The 17,874-nt window shown below is 46.8% G+C and carries 19 protein-coding genes; 9 read left to right on the plus strand and 10 right to left on the minus strand.

The annotated features are described in order from the left end of the window. Positions 1-32: 32 nt before the first annotated feature. The 3 genes from tsaA (at position 33) to hisG (ending at position 2,600) form a co-directional block, all read left to right on the plus strand. Entirely contained in the window at positions 33-1,016 is a 984-nt protein-coding gene (gene tsaA / locus N4A56_RS13835; RefSeq protein ID WP_295548220.1) for a tRNA (N6-threonylcarbamoyladenosine(37)-N6)-methyltransferase TrmO, read from the plus strand. A 316-nt stretch (positions 1,017-1,332) separates the two neighbouring features. Then, on the plus strand, positions 1,333-1,716 hold the full coding sequence (hisI, locus tag N4A56_RS13840; protein ID WP_295548222.1) for a phosphoribosyl-AMP cyclohydrolase: 384 nt from the start codon (positions 1,333-1,335) through the stop codon (positions 1,714-1,716). After that, positions 1,716-2,600, plus strand: a complete 885-nt coding sequence (gene hisG, locus N4A56_RS13845) for an ATP phosphoribosyltransferase (RefSeq protein WP_293669292.1) — start codon at positions 1,716-1,718, stop codon at positions 2,598-2,600. Before hisI ends, hisG begins: the two co-directional genes overlap by 1 nt. 105 nt (positions 2,601-2,705) lie before the next feature. On the opposite strand, the gene fliW is transcribed toward hisG, so the two are convergent. From fliW to flgF, 10 genes are all read right to left on the minus strand, one after another. Further along, positions 2,706-3,155, minus strand: a complete 450-nt coding sequence (gene fliW, locus N4A56_RS13850) for a flagellar assembly protein FliW (protein ID WP_293669291.1) — start codon at positions 3,153-3,155, stop codon at positions 2,706-2,708. Beyond that, entirely contained in the window at positions 3,131-3,370 is a 240-nt protein-coding gene (gene csrA, locus N4A56_RS13855) for a carbon storage regulator CsrA (protein ID WP_293669289.1), read from the minus strand. The genes fliW and csrA overlap by 25 nt, the downstream gene beginning before the upstream one ends. 95 nt (positions 3,371-3,465) lie before the next feature. Continuing rightward, positions 3,466-5,559 carry a hypothetical protein gene (locus tag N4A56_RS13860; protein ID WP_295548226.1) on the minus strand — a complete coding sequence of 698 codons (2,094 nt, stop codon included), beginning with the start codon at positions 5,557-5,559 and terminating at the stop codon, positions 3,466-3,468. Beyond that, the gene (locus N4A56_RS13865; RefSeq protein WP_293669287.1) at positions 5,560-6,024 is read right to left on the minus strand and encodes a flagellar protein FlgN; all 465 of its coding nucleotides are present in this window, start codon (positions 6,022-6,024) and stop codon (positions 5,560-5,562) included. It abuts the gene before it with no gap. An 11-nt stretch (positions 6,025-6,035) separates the two neighbouring features. Beyond that, complete coding sequence (locus tag N4A56_RS13870; RefSeq protein WP_295548228.1) at positions 6,036-7,253, minus strand: peptidoglycan DD-metalloendopeptidase family protein; 1,218 nt, start codon at positions 7,251-7,253, stop codon at positions 6,036-6,038. 1 nt (position 7,254) lies between these two features. Then, complete coding sequence (locus tag N4A56_RS13875) at positions 7,255-8,364, minus strand: flagellar basal body P-ring protein FlgI (protein ID WP_293669284.1); 1,110 nt, start codon at positions 8,362-8,364, stop codon at positions 7,255-7,257. Positions 8,365-8,381: 17 nt separating this feature from the next. Further along, positions 8,382-9,071 (minus strand): flagellar basal body L-ring protein FlgH, encoded by a 690-nt coding sequence (locus tag N4A56_RS13880; RefSeq protein WP_295548232.1) that lies wholly within the window; start codon positions 9,069-9,071, stop codon positions 8,382-8,384. A gap of 50 nt (positions 9,072-9,121) precedes the next feature. Next, positions 9,122-10,120 carry a flagellar basal body P-ring formation chaperone FlgA gene (flgA, locus tag N4A56_RS13885; protein WP_295548233.1) on the minus strand — a complete coding sequence of 333 codons (999 nt, stop codon included), beginning with the start codon at positions 10,118-10,120 and terminating at the stop codon, positions 9,122-9,124. Positions 10,121-10,142: 22 nt separating this feature from the next. Further along, positions 10,143-10,925 (minus strand): flagellar basal-body rod protein FlgG, encoded by a 783-nt coding sequence (flgG, locus tag N4A56_RS13890; RefSeq protein ID WP_293669280.1) that lies wholly within the window; start codon positions 10,923-10,925, stop codon positions 10,143-10,145. Positions 10,926-10,945: 20 nt separating this feature from the next. Continuing rightward, the gene (flgF, locus tag N4A56_RS13895; protein ID WP_293669278.1) at positions 10,946-11,728 is read right to left on the minus strand and encodes a flagellar basal-body rod protein FlgF; all 783 of its coding nucleotides are present in this window, start codon (positions 11,726-11,728) and stop codon (positions 10,946-10,948) included. Positions 11,729-12,003: 275 nt separating this feature from the next. Here flgF and abc-f point away from each other — a divergent pair, with 275 nt between their 5' ends. The 6 genes from abc-f (at position 12,004) to N4A56_RS13925 (ending at position 17,764) form a co-directional block, all read left to right on the plus strand. Then, entirely contained in the window at positions 12,004-13,968 is a 1,965-nt protein-coding gene (gene abc-f / locus N4A56_RS13900) for a ribosomal protection-like ABC-F family protein (protein ID WP_295548236.1), read from the plus strand. Positions 13,969-13,970: 2 nt separating this feature from the next. Beyond that, a complete protein-coding gene (locus N4A56_RS13905; protein ID WP_295548238.1) occupies positions 13,971-14,363 on the plus strand; it encodes a (deoxy)nucleoside triphosphate pyrophosphohydrolase in 393 nt (130 codons plus the stop codon). Between the two features lie 351 nt (positions 14,364-14,714). Continuing rightward, positions 14,715-15,158: a DMT family transporter gene (locus tag N4A56_RS13910; protein ID WP_295548240.1), complete on the plus strand. Its 444-nt coding sequence runs from the start codon at positions 14,715-14,717 to the stop codon at positions 15,156-15,158. 120 nt (positions 15,159-15,278) lie between these two features. Further along, complete coding sequence (locus N4A56_RS13915; RefSeq protein ID WP_293669272.1) at positions 15,279-15,692, plus strand: hemerythrin family protein; 414 nt, start codon at positions 15,279-15,281, stop codon at positions 15,690-15,692. Between the two features lie 71 nt (positions 15,693-15,763). Beyond that, complete coding sequence (locus N4A56_RS13920) at positions 15,764-16,810, plus strand: aspartate-semialdehyde dehydrogenase (RefSeq protein WP_293669270.1); 1,047 nt, start codon at positions 15,764-15,766, stop codon at positions 16,808-16,810. Between the two features lie 12 nt (positions 16,811-16,822). Then, positions 16,823-17,764, plus strand: coding sequence for an aminotransferase class IV (locus N4A56_RS13925; protein WP_295548244.1), 942 nt, complete (start codon positions 16,823-16,825; stop codon positions 17,762-17,764). Positions 17,765-17,874 lie beyond the last annotated feature (110 nt).

A 17,874-nucleotide genomic window follows, 5' to 3' on the forward strand; every position in this document is an offset into this window, starting at 1 on the left:
TATGTGTTACTTTCTCGCAAGGAATACGAATCATGACAGCAGAAATTCATTTCATCGGCAGGGTCCGTACACAATTTGATACGTTGGAAGCTTGCCCCAAACAAGGCAACGAAGGCGGTAAAGAAGCGTGGGTTGAGGTTGCACCGGAGTTTTCTGAAGGGCTGGATGGAATTGTTGTCGGGCAACATCTAGATTTGTTTACATGGCTACATCAAGCCGACAGAAAAACAATGTCCGTACACCCTCGTGGAGATACTTCCCGCCCTAAACGCGGTGTATTTGCAACACGCTCCCCTGCACGCCCGAACCCTGTAGGCGTTCATACTGTTACAGTTCTTGAAGTCGAACCAAACAGATTAAAGGTTGAGCCGCTTGAAGCGTTAGATAAAACACCGCTTATCGACATCAAAAAGACACCGACTCCCGCTAACTTCATTACTCCGGTAGATATCCGTCGTGAAGATATCGAAGAAATCACGCACGTCTGCCGCAGCGCTTGGAGCCGCAGACTCTTTTCCGGCTTCAATGGAAACGCATCCATTCGTCTCGGAGATGCCTGCCTGATGACTGCAACAGGCTCAGCGAAAGGCTGCCTTGAACCAAAAGATTTTGTGCTGGTAGATATCGCAAGTGGTGCTATTCTGGCAGGTAGCAAACCATCTTCCGAAGGTGAAATGCATCTGGAAATCTATCGCAATCAGCCAAAGGCACAAGCGATTCTGCATACGCATCCACCAAAAATCCTTGCGCTTGGGGTGTTAGTTCAGCCAGAAGAAATGCTGCAACTCCCTATTTTTGAGACAGAGTTGATTGGCTCACGCATGACAACAGCACCTGCCTTTGCACCGGGAACTACCGAGCTTGCAAAGGCTACAGGAAAAGCAGCAATGACCCACGATGCGGTGTATATGGAAAAGCATGGTCTTGTATGCTGGGCAGATACGCTTGGGCATGCTCTGTCTCTAAGTGAAGAGCTGGAGCATCTGGCTTCCATACATGTAGATGTTGTTGGCTAACTAGCTATTGTTACCGCAAGTAGCATTTAACTTTTACTAAAGAAGATAATTCACTCGCTACCATGGCTCGAAAAAAATTAGCTATCTAAAACAGAACATACCTACAAAAAAATTTTGTATAATCGGGTCAAGGGGGATTCCCCCTTGCGGATGCAAGGCAGCGCCTGCCCCTCGGAGAGCCGCCGGAGGCTAACGCCACAGTATGCGATTACTACAATGAGAGTTGCAACTCTTTAACTTATTAGTTAGACATACAATTTACAAATTTGGAAATCCCTCCCGAAACATTATAACAAAGACTACCAAAGGGACTTAAATGACAGACTTTACCCCTGACTTTGCGAAAACAGGTGGTCTTGTTCCCGCCATTGCACAAGATGCAGCAAGTGGCGATGTGCTCATGATGGCCTATATGAACGAAGAAGCTTGGAACAAGACTCTTGAAACGGGCGAAGCCCATTACTTTAGCCGCAGCCGTAATACGCTTTGGCATAAAGGCAAAACGTCAGGACATACCCAGCATATCAAGGCCGTGCGCCTTGACTGCGACAGCGATACTATTTTGCTGATCGTAGAGCAAAAAGGCGGCGCGGCCTGCCATAAAGGGTATAAAAGCTGTTTTTATCGTGAACGTAACAAAGAAGGCGACATTACAATCTGTTCGCCGTTAGTTTTCGACCCTAAGGAGGTCTACTCATAATGTCTTCAAGCAATCCTATTATTAAACTCGGTCTGCCTAAAGGTTCTCTTGAAAAGCCAACTCTCAGCCTCTTTGAGCGCTCCGGTTGGAAAATCCACCAGCACCACAGAAACTACTTTCCGGAAATCAATGATCCGGAAATTACAGCCCGCCTCTGCCGCGTTCAGGAAATCCCTTCATACATTGAAGACGGTATTCTTGATGTAGGTCTTACTGGTAAAGACTGGCTGCTGGAAACCGGTGCTGATGTAAAAGTAGTTTCAGACCTTGTGTACTCCAAAGTATCAAACCGCCCTGCCCGCTGGGTTCTGGCTGTTGCCGGAGACTCTCCGTACAAACGCCCTGAGGACCTCGCAGGAAAACGCGTTGCCACCGAACTGCTTGGCGTTACCAAACAGTACTTCAAAGACGCAGGGATCGACGTTGATGTTCAATACTCATGGGGTGCAACGGAAGCAAAAGTTGTTGAAGGGCTGGCTGACGCAATTGTAGAAGTAACCGAAACAGGCACGACTATTCGCGCCCACGGCTTGCGCATTATTGCAGAGGTACTGGTTACCAATACGCAGCTTGTTACGAGTGAAGCAGCTTGGGCTGACCCTGAAAAGCGTCGCAAAATCGAACAGATTGATTTGCTGCTTCAAGGCGCACTCCGTGCAGAATCACTTGTAGGTCTGAAAATGAACGTACCAAGCGACAAGCTCCCTGAGATTCTCAACGAAATTCCTTCACTGAACTCTCCTACGATTGCAGAGCTTACAGACACAACATGGCATTCCGTCGAAATTGTTGTCGATCAAGGACTTGTTCGAGATTTGATTCCCCGCCTCAAGGCAGAGGGCGCAGAAGGCATTATTGAATACGCATTAAATAAAGTTATCTAACTAGCGTACAAGCACAGTCAGAATGCTGACTGTACTAAAAATCAAATAAAAAAAGGTGAGTTGATTATAATCAACTCACCTTTTTTACATACATGCCCGCACAATCTAACTGCTTTCAATATTTAAATAAAGCTGTGTAGGAACATTACGATCATTTAATGGCGTTTGCACACCACGACGGGTTTTTCTGTTAACCAAAATAGGTCCGGTTAAATTAAGAGCGGTATTCTCAGGACGTCCATGCGGAATAGTCACTGTCACAAGCACAGCAACATCAGCCGGATCTTCTACCTGCAAAGTTTCTTCATCAACCGAGTTAATAACTACCGGATAATCATCAACAAAACTGTATGGGTCAGCCACAAGGAATCCAAGATTAGGCGCATCCATACTTTGCAAAACAAGAAATGGAGAGGCATCTCGAAGTTGAAGCAACGTGAAGTTGTGATGATCCTCAAAACCCAGCAGTCCACGCGGAAACTCAATGACTTTATCCATAGAGATACTTTGTGTTCCTATACGGGTTTCGATTACGATTTCTTTTTGCTTTTCCATAATTCTGTAGCCATTAAAAGGTCTGTGTCGAGCGTTTCACTTGCCTGACGGTTCTGTTCTTTAATACGCAAATAAACCTCTTCACGGTATACTGGCATTCCATCCGGTATATCCAATCCAATTTTTACCTGCTTTCCTTGTACACTGAGGACTGTGACCTTTATGTTGTCCCCTATGCACAAGCTCTCCCCCGCACGTCGGGTCAGTATAAGCATAGGCGTCACTACTCTTGCTAAAGTTTATGACAAAAACCTGCTGTCGCAGGAACAACTGCGACTAACGGAATCCGCCATCTACAGTGTGTTTTCTTTTAGTTCGGCATTCCTGCGATAACCTGCATCATATCTTCCGCAGATGTTATAAGCTTTGCTGCCGCCTTGTACGAATGCTGGAACCTCGTCATCTCAGAAATATCCGCATCCAGACTACTGCCGTGCATTGTGGCATTCTGGCGAGAAAGGTCAAGTAGCAGGGCTTCATTAAATTGCGTTTTGTATAAGGCAGTGGTTGCATCGTCTTTGGCTTGTGCACTTAACGCGGAATAGTAATCTCGTGCGCTCACAGTTTTGGTAGCTTCCCCCGGAGTACTAAAGGAGAAAGACCGCTCTTTAAGTGCCGCTATTGATTTAGCGGTATCGCCATTTTCACGTGCAACAGAACCAGCATTGTTTATTACTCCGGCATTAATAGCATGCACATTAGCACGTACGCGCTCATGTACATCCATGTCGCTTGCGGTTGTTCCCGCAAAAAAGGTGTTCATACCTAATGCTGCGAACAAGCCGGAAGAATCCTCACCAAAAGAAAAAGTGTGGTTCTCAGCAGCGGTAATCTTCAACATAGAATTTTCAATTGTTGCAGAACCAAACTGTCCAAGAGAACTATTTATAGCATCACGCACATTGTTCAACGAATGAACTGCCGGATCAAAATCGCGGACATACGGCGCAACGCTGGAAAAATCTATAATGCCATAGGCTGTTGTCGGCGCAGGCTTTCCTGTTTCAATATTAGAAGCAATCAGCGTCATTTTTCCGGCTGAAATTGCTTTGCCTGTTGCAAGCCCGGAACTATTGCCTGCAAGTGGTGCATCTGGATTTACTACAGCATTTGTTGCGGTAACTTCAGACTGCGGAACGGTAGAAGCGCCTTGTGCATGCAGCTTGTTTACTTCTGTAATCAAAACAGAAGCCAGCTTATCCAACTTTTCTGCGTAGGCACCAATCTTGGTATCACGCAGTTGCATAAGCCCTGCAATCTGCCCGCCTGTAATACGCAGTTCGTTATCGCTGCCATCAAAAAAAGTTTGCGGGGTCAGATTAATGCGACCATGTGGCGTAAACCCTGTCACATGCTGTTTAGGAACAATGGCGAAGGTGTCGCCGGAAGCAAGCATGCCTGCGTTTGAATTAAATGTGACATTCAAACTCTGTACAGACGGCGCAGTGCCGTTCGATGCGATAGCAAACTGAATATCGTTACCTTCTGCATCAGAAAACCATGAACGTTTGCCATCCAAAGAAGCTCTGAAACGCACTTCACCCGTCCCTACAGCACCGCCTTGTGTAATTTCCAATGTCACTTCACGGGAAGATGAACCGGAAAATGTCACGTTGCCATCAAAGGTAGAAGCAGGGGTAAGACGCGAAGCAACAGATGGCTCACTAAGCTGCAATGTATACGCACTGGTTGCATCCACAAGGACAAATCCTGAACGTGTAGAGAGCTGCATCTGCTCATGTGCGTTCACATTTGTTTCTATATCCAGCTTTTCGGAAATAGCCTGCACAATGGCATTGCGCTCGCGAATAAGGTCGGCGCGACCACCTGCATTTTCAGGTGCTGCAAGACGTGCGTTTATATCTACCAGCGCTTGCAGTTTTTCATTTAATTCAGCGAGGGATTCATGAACAGCTTCAGCAAGTGCTCTGGATGTGGCTGTAAGCGTCTCCCGCTGACCGCGCAACATCTGCATCATGGATTCAGAACTGGAAAGAACATCCTGTCTGGCAGCCTCATCCTGAGGATTCTGCCCAAGACTATTCCAGTTGTTAAAGAAACGACTGATGCTATCCTGTGCGCCCAATGCGTCTTCTGTCGCAAACATAGAATCAACAGTAGTCAGCATATCGTTCTGGCTGTCCCAACGGGCAAAATCAGAAGTACGACCAACTTTCTGCAACTCAACCTGTTCCATAAACCGAGAGATTACCTCGTTACCAGCCGTACTGATGTTCATAAGTCCCGGCAGGTAGTAGATTCCGGATTTTTGACCGGAGTAATGCTCTTGTGGCGCAACCGCATTAGGATTACGCACCGGAATATTGGTATCAGTAGACTTAACGTCCTTAGGAGGAGTGTAGACGGTGTTGCCGCCTAAATTGAGTAACGAGGTTATAGCCATTTAGAGTCTCCCGTGTATTAATACGGCCTCCGGACGACTTTGCGTGTATGCTCCGGTTTTTCCGTAGGTAGCGTGATTGCGTGGTTGAATTTGATTTTGCAGATGACTAAGCAAACTTTGGCTCTGGTCATGAAGTGCAAGAGCAAGCTCTGCATTCATAGATGCCTGACGGGAACAGCGCTTTTCTAACGCATCAATACGTTTCAGCAAGCCATTCAATTCTGCCTGTTCTTCATCTGCAAGAATTTGAAGAACATCTGCCAGACGTTGCCCGCCCATTGTGTTTTTTAATGCTGTTCGCTCATTTGCAATCTGTCGCATAAGTTCATGAATAGAAAACTCAATTGCGGTAATAGATTCCGGCTTGCGCTCACGTAGCTCGGCAAACTCTTCCGCAAGTAATGTTTCAAGAACTTCGAGTGCTTTTTGCTGACGGTGTAAATTCTGGTAAGTTTCTGTGTACATGGTGTCTCCTTTTAGGTTACCCGACCGATGGGAAGCCCCGCCATCAGGCGAGATCTGATCTGTTGAGGGTTCCATGCAAGCTCACCCTGCCGCACTTCAAAGTGCAGATGTGGTCCTGTAGAACGTCCTGTACTACCTACCTCAGCAATTTTCTTGCCAGCTGCGATTGTCTCGCCCGCTTTCACGTTCAGTTTGCTGTTATGCCCGTAGTAGCTGCGCCACCCATTGGGATGTTCCAAAACAACTAGTTTTCCATAGCCGTCTTTTTCACCGGAAAAGATAACTTTTCCATCCCATGCAGCTGCAACGGAATCACCAACTTTGCCAGCGATATCAACACCGCTGTGCCACGCTTTCTTTCCTGTAAACGGGTCTTTTCTCCAACCAAACGGGGAAGAAATAGGTCCCGGTAGCGGCCAGTTAATTGTCGCCATGTCAGGAGAAGGTGGTACAGGTCCCCCCATACCAATAAATTGTGAAACATTATTTGAAGCATCAATCTTCATTGAAGCCGTATCACCAACAGCAGGTTGGCTCTGCGTACGAGCCGGTTCTGCCATTGCCTGAACGTTTTGTGCTTCCTTGGCTTGCAGCTCCAATATTCTTTCTGGGTCAGACGAAATTTCCAACTCAAGCTGACGTTCAAGTTCGTCAACAGTGTCTGCAACTTCTTTATCTGACATCATGTGCAGATTGGTATTCACAGGACGCTCAGCAACAACCTCTACTTCCTGTTCATCGACCTCATCCAGCGGAGAATACAGGTCTGCGTCCCCGATGCTGCCCTTAGGACCATTGCGATCTGCAAGCGCTTTAATTTTTGTCGAAATATCATCGGCTGAAAGATCGCGGACAGGTGCCGGTGTGCCACCTTTACTATGCGTATTACGGCTGGCATCACCGAGTTTTTCTGTCAGCTGCTTATACAGCATGTCAGATAACCCTATTCCACCGGACTGCGACATCTTTACAGACAATTCCTGATCGAACATACCCTGCCACATCTTTTCTTCGCGACTATGGAACATGCCGTTCTTAGGAACAGTGTCCCGCATTTGCTGCCACATCTTTTGGATAAAAATGGCTTCAAATCCTTCCACAGCCTTACGCAGCTTGGCATCTTCACCAGCACCGCCCCCTTTCAGGGCGGTAAGCTGGTTAGATTTCGCTTTAAGTTGCTGTGCTCCTATAGAAGCATTCACAAGATCAGAATCAACAGGGGAGACCATGTTAGATTACCTCCAGTTCCGCGTGCAGCGCACCGGCTGCTTTCAAGGCATTAAGGATAGAGATGAGGTCACGCGGTGTTGCACCGATGGCATTCAAACCTTCGGTCAATTCTTTCAGCGTTGCACCTTCTACAAGAACAAGACGCTTGTTCTGCTCTTTCACTTTCAAGTTAGTCTGCGGAGTTGTTACAGTCTCACCTTCTGAGAACGGATTAGGCTGAGAAACCTTTTCGTCTTCCTGAACAACAATCTGCAAGGAACCATGAGCAATTGCTACTGGTGAGATACGAACATTGCTACCGACAACAACGGTACCAGTGTTTTCATCAACAACAACACGCGCTCTCTGGTCTGGAGTCACTTCGATATTTTCAATGGCAGCCATCAGTGGCACAATATTATTTCTGTACTGTGGAGGCACATCCAAAGTGATTGTGGAAATATCTCTGGCAAAGGCAAAATTACCGCCAATTGCCTGATTCAGGCTTTCTACAACCTGATTTGTAGTGGAGAAATCGCCGTTGTGCATATTCAGCGTCAACGATTCCTGACTATTGAACTTAAACGGAACAGAGCGTTCCACGTTCATACCGTTAGGAATACGTCCCACGGTTGTGATATTTTTTTGTACTTTTGCCGCTTTGCCTTCGGCAGAAAAACCGCCGATTGCAACAGCACCCTGTGCAAGACCGTACACTTGTCCATCAATACCTTTAAGCGGAGTCATCAAAAGCACACCGCCAAGCAGGCTTTTTGCATCACCAAGGCTGGATACTGTTACGTCGATACGGGAACCCGGTTTAGCGGAAACCGGCAGACTGGCAGTAACCATTACCGCTGCAATGTTTTTAGACTTAACGTCACGGGGGCTTACGCTCACGCCCATTTTTTCCAACATGTTAACCACTGCACGGGTGGTAAAGGTTGAAGATGAACTGTCACCTGTGCCACCAAGACCGGTAATAAGACCATACCCTACAAGCTGGTTATCGCGGACGCCGCCGAAGTCAGCTATATCTTTGATACGCACCGCACTGGCAGACTGAGGAACAAGAACTGCTGTAACAAATGCTAAAATCAATAATGCTGCTATGTGTTGAATACGTTTCATAATACTTTTTACCTATCCTAGAACGGCCACACGGTATCCATAAGGCGTGTAACCCAACCCGGCTTCTGCTTGTCTGCAATTACACCTTCGCCGAAGTACTTAATACGGGCATTGGCAACCTGCGTTGAAAGAATGCTGTTGCTGTCGCCGATGTCACGGGCACGGATAAGACCGGTAAGCATCAAGTACTGGGTTTCATCGTTCACCTGTGTTTCGCGAACACCTTCAATCTGCAACAAACCACCGGGGCTTACTTTCAGCACACGGCAAGCTACAGTTGCAGTAAATTTGTTTTCGCGGGTTGTTTCACCCTTGCCTTTAAAGTTGGTTTTACCGGATGCTTTCACCATCGGATTTTCGATTTTGCCCAGCAACGGTATTGAAGATTTGCCCAAAAACGCATCTATACCAAGATTAATGGAAGAATCTTTATCACTTGTGGTATCCGCTTTGTTTTTGGCTGTAGCATTTTCCACAATGTTCACCATAACAATATCACCGACTCTACGGGCGCGGTTGTCTGCAAACAAAAAGTCTGCATTGCTAGGCTGAAAAAGTGATCCGGGATTTGCTCTCTGCATTTCCGGTGTAAGCAATTCCGGCGGTGTTGCCATCGGCATAGTCGGAACAGGCTTTTCCTTGGCAGCCTGACACCCTGTCAGCATTAGCGCTGCCAGAATGATGACGGTGTAAAAACGAACATTCATGGAATACCTCGTACTCAAAAACTTTGTAATATCAGCTAACAGCAAGGCTTTTAGCGATTTTTTTCAATAACCAGCGTGTTGTCGTCCAACACAGTTGCGTAAACTTTTCTATTACTTTGCAAATTACGAACCGGAATGAGTTCTCCGACACGTCCATCTGCCATTGCCTTTGCAACTACGGACAATCTGACAGCCTTTCCTTTGTAGATAAGGTCTACGCGAGAACCTTTCGCAACGACGGGAACAACTTCAAGATCCCCTTCAAAAATAGGCGTTCCGGCACCAAGGGTTCGCGTCACACGGTATGGTCCTCCCCGACCATCCCACGCCTCTCCACGCAAGTACGCCAAATTTTTACGCTGGTGTGTAATATGCTCCGGTGTCAAAATATCGTTCCGGTTAAGCGGAACCGCAGCGCAAGGAACTGTTACCCACAAATCCAGAAATGCACCGCCATTTACCCGACGTACAACCTGCCCGTTCGGATCAAGTTCCATAAAACGGATTCCGATACGACCTGCTTGCACAGTACGGAGTGGCTCAATGTCGAGTCTGTTTTTTGAATCCCGAAGAAAGATAAAGCTAGGAATAGTCATATCGCGTAACACTGCTTCACCTTCCAACTGCTGTGTGGCATTGGTGATGGAGCGTGTAACCATTTGTGCAAGGTCATTCTTCTGCACAACTTTACCGCCGCGCTGAATAGCTATGGAACCGGGCAGTATTGCTTTACTTGCCAACTGTCCAAGATATCGCTGCAAAGCATTACGCAACTTCGGACGAGTAATAGCCATAGGACGTCCGATTCGTTGCGGTGCCTGCCACAATCTTGTCTGGGCAAGATTCTGCCATGACTGACTGGAAATATTTCCGGATGGTTTTGCAATCTCACCCAGCAACACCGTATCTCCATGCACGACAGCGGCAGGAAGCACGGTAAAATTCCAGTCAGCCTCTGCTGCTACAGCAGGTATTGCTGTTGCCGCCATTAACATAGCCAGACAGCAAAGCACTGCCTGTTTGACGGAAAAGACAAATACAGTACGCATATGATATTCCGAGAGTTATCAGTTAGCTTTTAAGCTGTGCTGCAAGCTGCAACATAGAGTCTGAAGTCTGAATTGCTTTTGAGTTCATCTCGTAAGCACGCTGACCGACGATCATGTTTACCATCTCGTCAACAACTTCAACGTTGGACATCTCAAGAAAGCCCTGAGCCAAGGTACCAGTGCCATCCTCACCCGGAACGCTTTCTGTGGCCTGACCGGATGCCTCTGTTTCGGAATAAATATTACGACCAAGCGGATCGAGACCAGCAGGGTTAATAAAAGAGTAAAGTGGAACATCAGCACCAGCTAATTCGTTGCCCTGAGCATCGAGAGCAGCAAGACGACCATTTGCACCGAGGGTGATGCTTTTGGTGTTCTGCGGAACAACAAATTCAGGCTGCAATTTGTAACCGTTAGACGTTACTACTGTGCCGTCTTTATCCAGCTTGAAAGCACCTGCGCGGGTGTAACGAAGCTCGCCGTTAACCTCGACCTGAAAGAAGCCTTCGCCTTCGATAGCAAAATCAAGCGGGTTTGTTGTGTTCTGAAAATCACCCTGAGAGAAGAACTTATGTGCGCTGGCAGGACGAACCCCCATACCCACCTGAACCGGTGTCGGTACCTGTCCGTTATCACCAGTTGGAGAACCGGCTATTTTCATGGACTGGTACATAAGGTCTTCAAACTCTGCACGGCTCTTTTTGAAGCCGATGGTGTTTACGTTTGCAAGGTTGTTAGAAATAGTATCAATGTTAAGCTGCTGGGCATACATACCGGACGCAGAGGTCCAAAGGGAACGCATCATATCTAGAATCCTCCGAAGAACTAAGCGCTGGCTTTACCCAGGCGTTGTGTCGAATTTTTATCCAGTTCACCACTGGTTTTCATAATTTTGGTATAGGCCTCAAACTGACGATGTGCTTCAATCATGTTTACCATTTCTGAAACAACCTCGACGTTTGCAGACTCAAGCGCACCTTGCTGAACAGTGGCAAGTGCCGCAGGCTGTTCTGCTACATCTGCACCTTCACGAACTCTGAACATGTTCTGCCCATGTTTTTCCAGTCCGCGCATATCATCAAATGTTACCACCTGAAGCTGGGCAACCTGTGCGTTGTTTGCGTAAATCTCACCTTTGCTTCCCACAACAATATGTGCGTTGCGTGGCAATTCAACGGGACCTCCGTCCCCCATTACCGGATATCCTCTGTCTGTAACTAACGTTCCGTCAGCGCTTTGACGGAATTTTCCGTTACGAGTCAGGTATTCACCGTCAGGAGTTTGGATTTTAAAGAATCCTTCTCCGTGGATAGCCATATCCAGCGGCCCTCCGGTGACCTTTACCGCTCCGGGGGTAAAGTCAGTCTGCGCCAACGCAATGCGCGGCTTTGCCATCAGTTTTGGATCAGGAAAAAGCTTTTCCGAACGTACGTTAGCTACTGGCTCCATAATCTGATCGTGGGCAAACATGACAAAGGTATCTTTAAAGGCAAGTTGGTCACGCTTATAGCCTGTTGTATTTATGTTAGCCAAATTGTTACTGATATTGTTAAGACGGTGTTCATTTGTAAGAGCACCGAACAAGGCGCTATACACACTGCTTTGCATGACGTTTCCTCCCATGTGGAATTTCTGTCAAAACAGCAATTGCAAAACGTGCGCCAATACAGATGCGAACATCGCTTCAAGAAACGGAAAAACAAGGGAAAAGAGGTACACAGAGCCACTTTTAGAAATTCTAAAAATAACACCATGCACCTCTTTTTACGTGCAAAATATCAAAGCCAGTATAGTACCTGTCAGAATTATAGTGTGCTCTGCCAGTCACAGCTTACTGGTCTTTCAATACATCATCTGCTATCGAAGCATCTCACGAGAACATTATGAGCATAACACTAGATACTATATCCAAATTTTACGGTGGCGACGAAATCATCCCTCAGTTTTCCTTAGATATTGCGGATGGTACGCGCCTTTGCGTCTGTGGTCCTAACGGGTGCGGTAAATCGACTCTTCTGAAAATGGTAGCCGGTATGGTTTCTGTAGATTCAGGACGCGTATTACTGCCTAAAAACTGCCGTCTGGGCTTTGTTCAGCAGGAGCTGGATGAATCATTATTAACCCTGCCGTTACTCAGCTGGGTACTGGAAGTGTTGCCCGACTGGAACGATTTCTGGGAAGAATGGGAAGCAGCAAGTCAGGCACAGGATGAAGCTGCCCTCAAACGCCTTGGAGTTCGTCAGGCAGAACTGGAACAGATATACGGTCACAATCCAGAACACAGAGCAAAAGCTGTATTAACAGGTCTTGGTTTCAGCGAAGACAAGTGGCTTAAGTCCATGAAGGAACTTTCCGGTGGCTGGCGCGAACGCGCAAAGCTCGCACGAGTCCTTACCGCAGGGGCAGATGTTCTGCTTCTTGACGAACCGACAAACCACCTTGACCTTGATGCCGTAGAATGGCTGGAAAACTTCCTGCTGGACTATCAGGGCGTGCTCATATTCGTAGCGCACGACAGAATCTTTATGGATAAAGTCGGCAGTCATATTTTATACCTTGGCGGCAACAAGCCAACCTTCCGCAAAGGCAACTTTTCGCAGTTCCTTGTGATTCAGGAAGAAATTGAAGCACAAAAAGAGCGTGAAGCAACCAAATTGCAGGAAGATATCGCGCATAACATGGATTTTGTGCGCCGCTTCAAAGCAAAAGCCAACAAAGCACGGCAGGCAAGCTCCAAACAGAAGATGGCGCAACGCCTGCAAAAAGAGCTTGATACAATCAAGTTTGAAACCAAGCGTAAAAGCCTTGCTTTTGCATGGCCGGAACCTGCTCCGGCAGAAAAACTTATTCTCAGCGTAAATGACCTTGGTTTCACGTATCCAGATGGTGTTACACTCTGGTCAAATTTAGAATTTCAACTGTACCGCGGACAAAAAATTGCTCTCGTAGGTCCAAACGGCTGTGGTAAATCTACTCTGCTCAAGCTCCTTGCCGGACGTCTGGAAAAGAACAACGGTTCTATCATGATGGCTTCCAAGGCAAAGATGGGCTACTTCTCCCAGCATCAGCTGGATACTCTGAATGCACAGAACACCGTGCTCAATGAAATCCGTCGCCTTTCCGACCCGAAGACTACAGAAGAAGAACTCATGTCTGTCCTTGGTCTCTTTATGCTTGGGCAACGGTATTTCGAACGTGTTGTGGGAGAGTTATCCGGTGGTGAAAAAAGCCGTCTGATGATGGCTATCCTTTTCCTTTCCCGCTGTAACTTCCTTGTTCTTGACGAACCGACAAACCACCTTGACCTTGAGTCACGCGAAGCGTTGATTGAAGCGTTAGCTTCCTTTGAAGGCACTATTCTGATGGTAGCGCATGACCGCTACTTGTTGAAAGAAGTTGCCGACCAGCTCTGGAGTCTTGCACCTGAAGGGCTTACTGTACACGAACGTGGTTTTGACGAGTACGACAAGTATCGCAAGGCACAGAATGCCCTTGCCAGCGGCAAAGCAAAAGAAGCAACCGCAGGCGGTGGTCTTAGCAGAGAAGAACAAAAACGTCTGAAGCGCGAGCAGGCAGAACTTCGCAATACAATTTACAAGCAGCTCAAGCCTAAACAGCAGCAGTACGAGAAAATGGAAAATGATCTCATGCTGATGCTTGAAGAACAAGGCGAACTGGAAACCAACATGGCTGATCCAGAGTTTTTTGCAAAATCAGCAGACATGCAGGAAGCCCTCAAACGATTCGGACAACTTCAAAATGACAGTGAAGTGCTGATGGAACAAATGGGCGAACTTGAGATGGAAATTGCAGAACTGGAAAAACAGCGCGAAACGCTGGCAGGCTAAGTATGAAGAAGTCTATTACCGTTGTTGCCGGTATAGTGTGGGACGGTGACCGATATCTTGCTGCCCGCCGACCAAAGGATGCGCCATTTGGCGGCTTCTGGGAGTTCCCAGGCGGTAAGATAGAGCCGGACGAAACGCCGGAGGAAGCCCTAATTCGAGAGTTTCAGGAAGAGTTGGATATTACGCCTACTGAATGGAGCTATTGGCAGACTGTCACCCATGAATACGAAGAGCTTGTTGTTACGCTTCTTTTCTTCCACATAACGGCTTTTACCGGTACACTTGTGCCCCAAGAAGGACATACCGTGCAATGGGTTATGCCGGAAGAAGCATGTAATCTCGGGTTTCTTGAGGCAGATATTCCTATAGTTCAAGCACTGGCAACATCAGCATAACGCAGATTTTCCTGCCGCTGCATCTGTATCTGGTATTTTACCCAACTGCTTACCTCTGCTGCTCTTTTACGCAAAGCTGATTTCGAGCAGCCTGGGGATACTAAGCTGCGTTGCTGACGTAACCACACAGAGATTCTCGACAGCTTTTTCTCCTTACAAGGCAGAAGTAAAAAAAGAGTACGGTAAAGGCGTAACTGCTCATCGTTGAAATAAATTTTTTGCTCATAACGCATCAAGGAAGAAAAGCTAACAGCAACATACAGCTACAATGTAAAAAACAAGGAACTGGCTGATTATGAGTAATCAGCCAGCCTCTTACGGCTGAATTTTTTACGCCAAAGGGATTCGGTTATGCATGCTTTCCTCTTTATTCTTGCGCTATTTGCCGGAACATTTCTGCCTCTGCAAATGGGGCTGAATGCCATGGTTACTTTACATTGGAGCCAAAGCGCGCCTCTCTCTTCGCTTATATCCTTCGCAGTAGGCACAATTGTTTTAAGCTTCTTTGTATTCGCAAGCCGCATTCCCATTCCGGCACTCACCACCTCTACAGTACCGTGGTATGCATGGCTCGGTGGCTTGCTTGGTGCCATCGGGGTAACCACATTAACCTACCTTGCCCCGCGCATTGGTGCTCTCGCCATGATCTCCCTGCTTATCTGCGGTCAGCTGTTCGCATCGGTAGTGCTCGACCATTTCGGTATTGTTGGATACCCGCTACGCCCTGTAACACTTATGCGTGCTCTTGGTCTTGTAATGCTTATATGCGGCGCGTATCTTGTTAACCGCTATTAATATCAACATGATATATTACTGATTGAATTACTGGCAGTGTTGTCCTATTGTCTCGCCGTGAAAGTATATTGATAAGGAACACCTAGCCTTTCCATAAGGGATACTATTCAGGAGATATGCATGGCGACGTTCGAATGGAACTCTTCAATGAATACTGGCATTGCTGTAATCGATGAACAACATGCCGAACTGACGCAGATCATTAATACCCTGTACTACGCATACATGGACGGAGAAGAAAACTCTGTTCTATGCTCTCTCATTCATAAAGTGAATGACTATGCGCATATACACTTTGAGACTGAAGTTAAGTTAATGAGCGCGTACAGTGATGAAATTCCAGATTTCGAATTGCACCTTGAGCAGCACAGAGAGTTTTTTTCCAATGCAATTGGGTTTCTGCTAGATTATCTGAATGATAAAGCAGATATTACTCCTGAGCTTTTAGACTACCTCACTGACTGGTGGTTTAATCATATCAATGGAATAGATCGGAAAATGGCTGAGTTTTTAATACAAAAAGGGGCAGCATAAAGCGAAAATGGCGGTTTTCGTTATATAGTGCCAACTAGTTACCTAATTTCTATGTGCCAAGGAGAGTTGAAATGAGTAAAGATCGTTTAGTGGTTGCCGTTGTCGGTGCCACTGGTGCTGTAGGGCGGGAAATGCTTTCCGTTTTGGAAGGTCGTGATTTTCCAGCTACCGAGGTTATTGCCCTTGCATCTGCACGATCCGCAGGCACCACAGTACCGTTTGCGGGTGGTGAACTTACAGTCAAAGAGCTGACTGAAGACTCTTTTGAAGGCGTTGATATTGCGCTCTTTTCCGCCGGTGGTTCCACATCTGAAAAATTTGCACCTATCGCAGCAAAAGCTGGCTGTGTTGTTGTAGACAACTCCAGCGCATGGCGTATGGATGATCGTTGTCCGCTGGTAGTGCCGGAAGTAAACCCGGAAGCACTTGATACGCACAACGGTATTATCGCCAACCCTAACTGTTCTACAATTCAGATGATGGTTGCGCTCAAGCCGCTGCATGACAATGGTCAGATCAAACGCATTGTTGTTTCCACCTATCAGGCAGTATCCGGCTCCGGTCAAAAAGCAATTACCGAACTGGAAACCCAGATTCGTCAGCTTTTCAACATGCAGACACCGGAAGCAGAAGTATATCCATACCAGATTGCGTTTAACGCACTTCCACAGATCGATGTTTTCATGAATAATGATTACACAAAAGAAGAAATGAAAATGGTTAACGAAACCGTTAAAATCTTCAATGATCCTTCTGTAAAAGTAACTGCAACATGTGTACGAATTCCTGTATTTTACGGTCACAGCGAATCCGTGAACATCGAAACTGTACAGAAAATTACTCCGGCGGAAGCTCGTGCTATTCTTACTCAAGCACCGGGTGTTACTGTGCTTGATAATCCGGGTGAAAAAATCTATCCGATGGCAATTGATGCCGCAGGACAGGACGACACCTACGTGGGACGCATCCGCGAAGATGAAACTATTGAAAACGGCTTGAACATGTGGATCGTAGCTGACAATATCCGTAAGGGTGCTGCACTCAACACCGTGCAGATTGCGGAAGAGTTGATTAAACGCGATCTTCTTGGCGTAAAAGATACAACCGTATTCGACTAGGAGAAAGCAACCGTGGTGAACGTATGTGATACAGAAGAATACATATCTAAAATTCTGAATAGCCGTCGTGCCGGAGAGCGCGATGTGCTTGCCTTTTACGAGCATAGAATCGGGTGCATTTGTAAAAACCCGAGACTCATGCTGCTGCCTATGGACGACCACCTCGCCCACAGGGGAGATGGCGTTTTTGAAAGCATTAAATGGGTAAACGGCAAACTGTATCAGCTTGATGCACATATCGATCGCATGAAGCGTTCCGTAAAAGGATTACATCTTTCGCCACCATGCACATGGGAAAAACTTACAGAACTTGCCATTGATGTAGCAAAAGCAGCCGGTACCGAAAACGGTCTATTGCGTATCATCATAGGACGCGGTCCGGGTGGATTCGGCATCGACCCCAAAGAGTGTCCGGTAAGCAGCCTGTATATCGTAGCCTACAATCTGAAGCCAAAACCTGCTGAATGGTTTGAAAAAGGGGCTACTGCGTTCCGTTCATCCATTCCTGCAAAACCGGCACACATGGCACGGGTAAAAAGTGCAAACTACATCCCAAATGTGCTCATGAAACGTGAAGCAGACGAGCGCGGCTACGACTTCCCGTTCAGCTTTGATGCAGACGACTTCATTGCTGAAGGTGCAACAGAAAACGTTGCTCTTGTTAATCAGGAAGGTACACTTGTTGTGCCTGAGTTTTCCAACGCGCTTGTGGGAACAACCATCATGCGCGCTGTAGAACTTATGCAGAGCAAGATAAAAATTGAATTCAGTGCAGTACGTGAAGATGATCTTTACAGAGCAAAAGAAGTTCTTATTTTCGGCACAACATCCGACTGTATCTCAATTGTCCGTTTCGAAGGACAGCCTATCAGCGATGTTCGCCCCGGTCCTGTCGGGAACGAAATAAGACGAGTGCTTAAAGAAGATTTAGAAACAAACGGACTGCCATTGTAGTCAGCTTTCTGTTTACCCCCGCGCAAGCGGAGATGTGACCATATAATACTATCGGCCCTGCTCTGTTTGCATATATGAAATAATAGAGTCGGTGCTGTGTAAAACGGCAC

It is taken from the genome of Halodesulfovibrio sp. (genome assembly GCF_025210605.1).
GTDB lineage: Bacteria > Desulfobacterota > Desulfovibrionia > Desulfovibrionales > Desulfovibrionaceae > Halodesulfovibrio.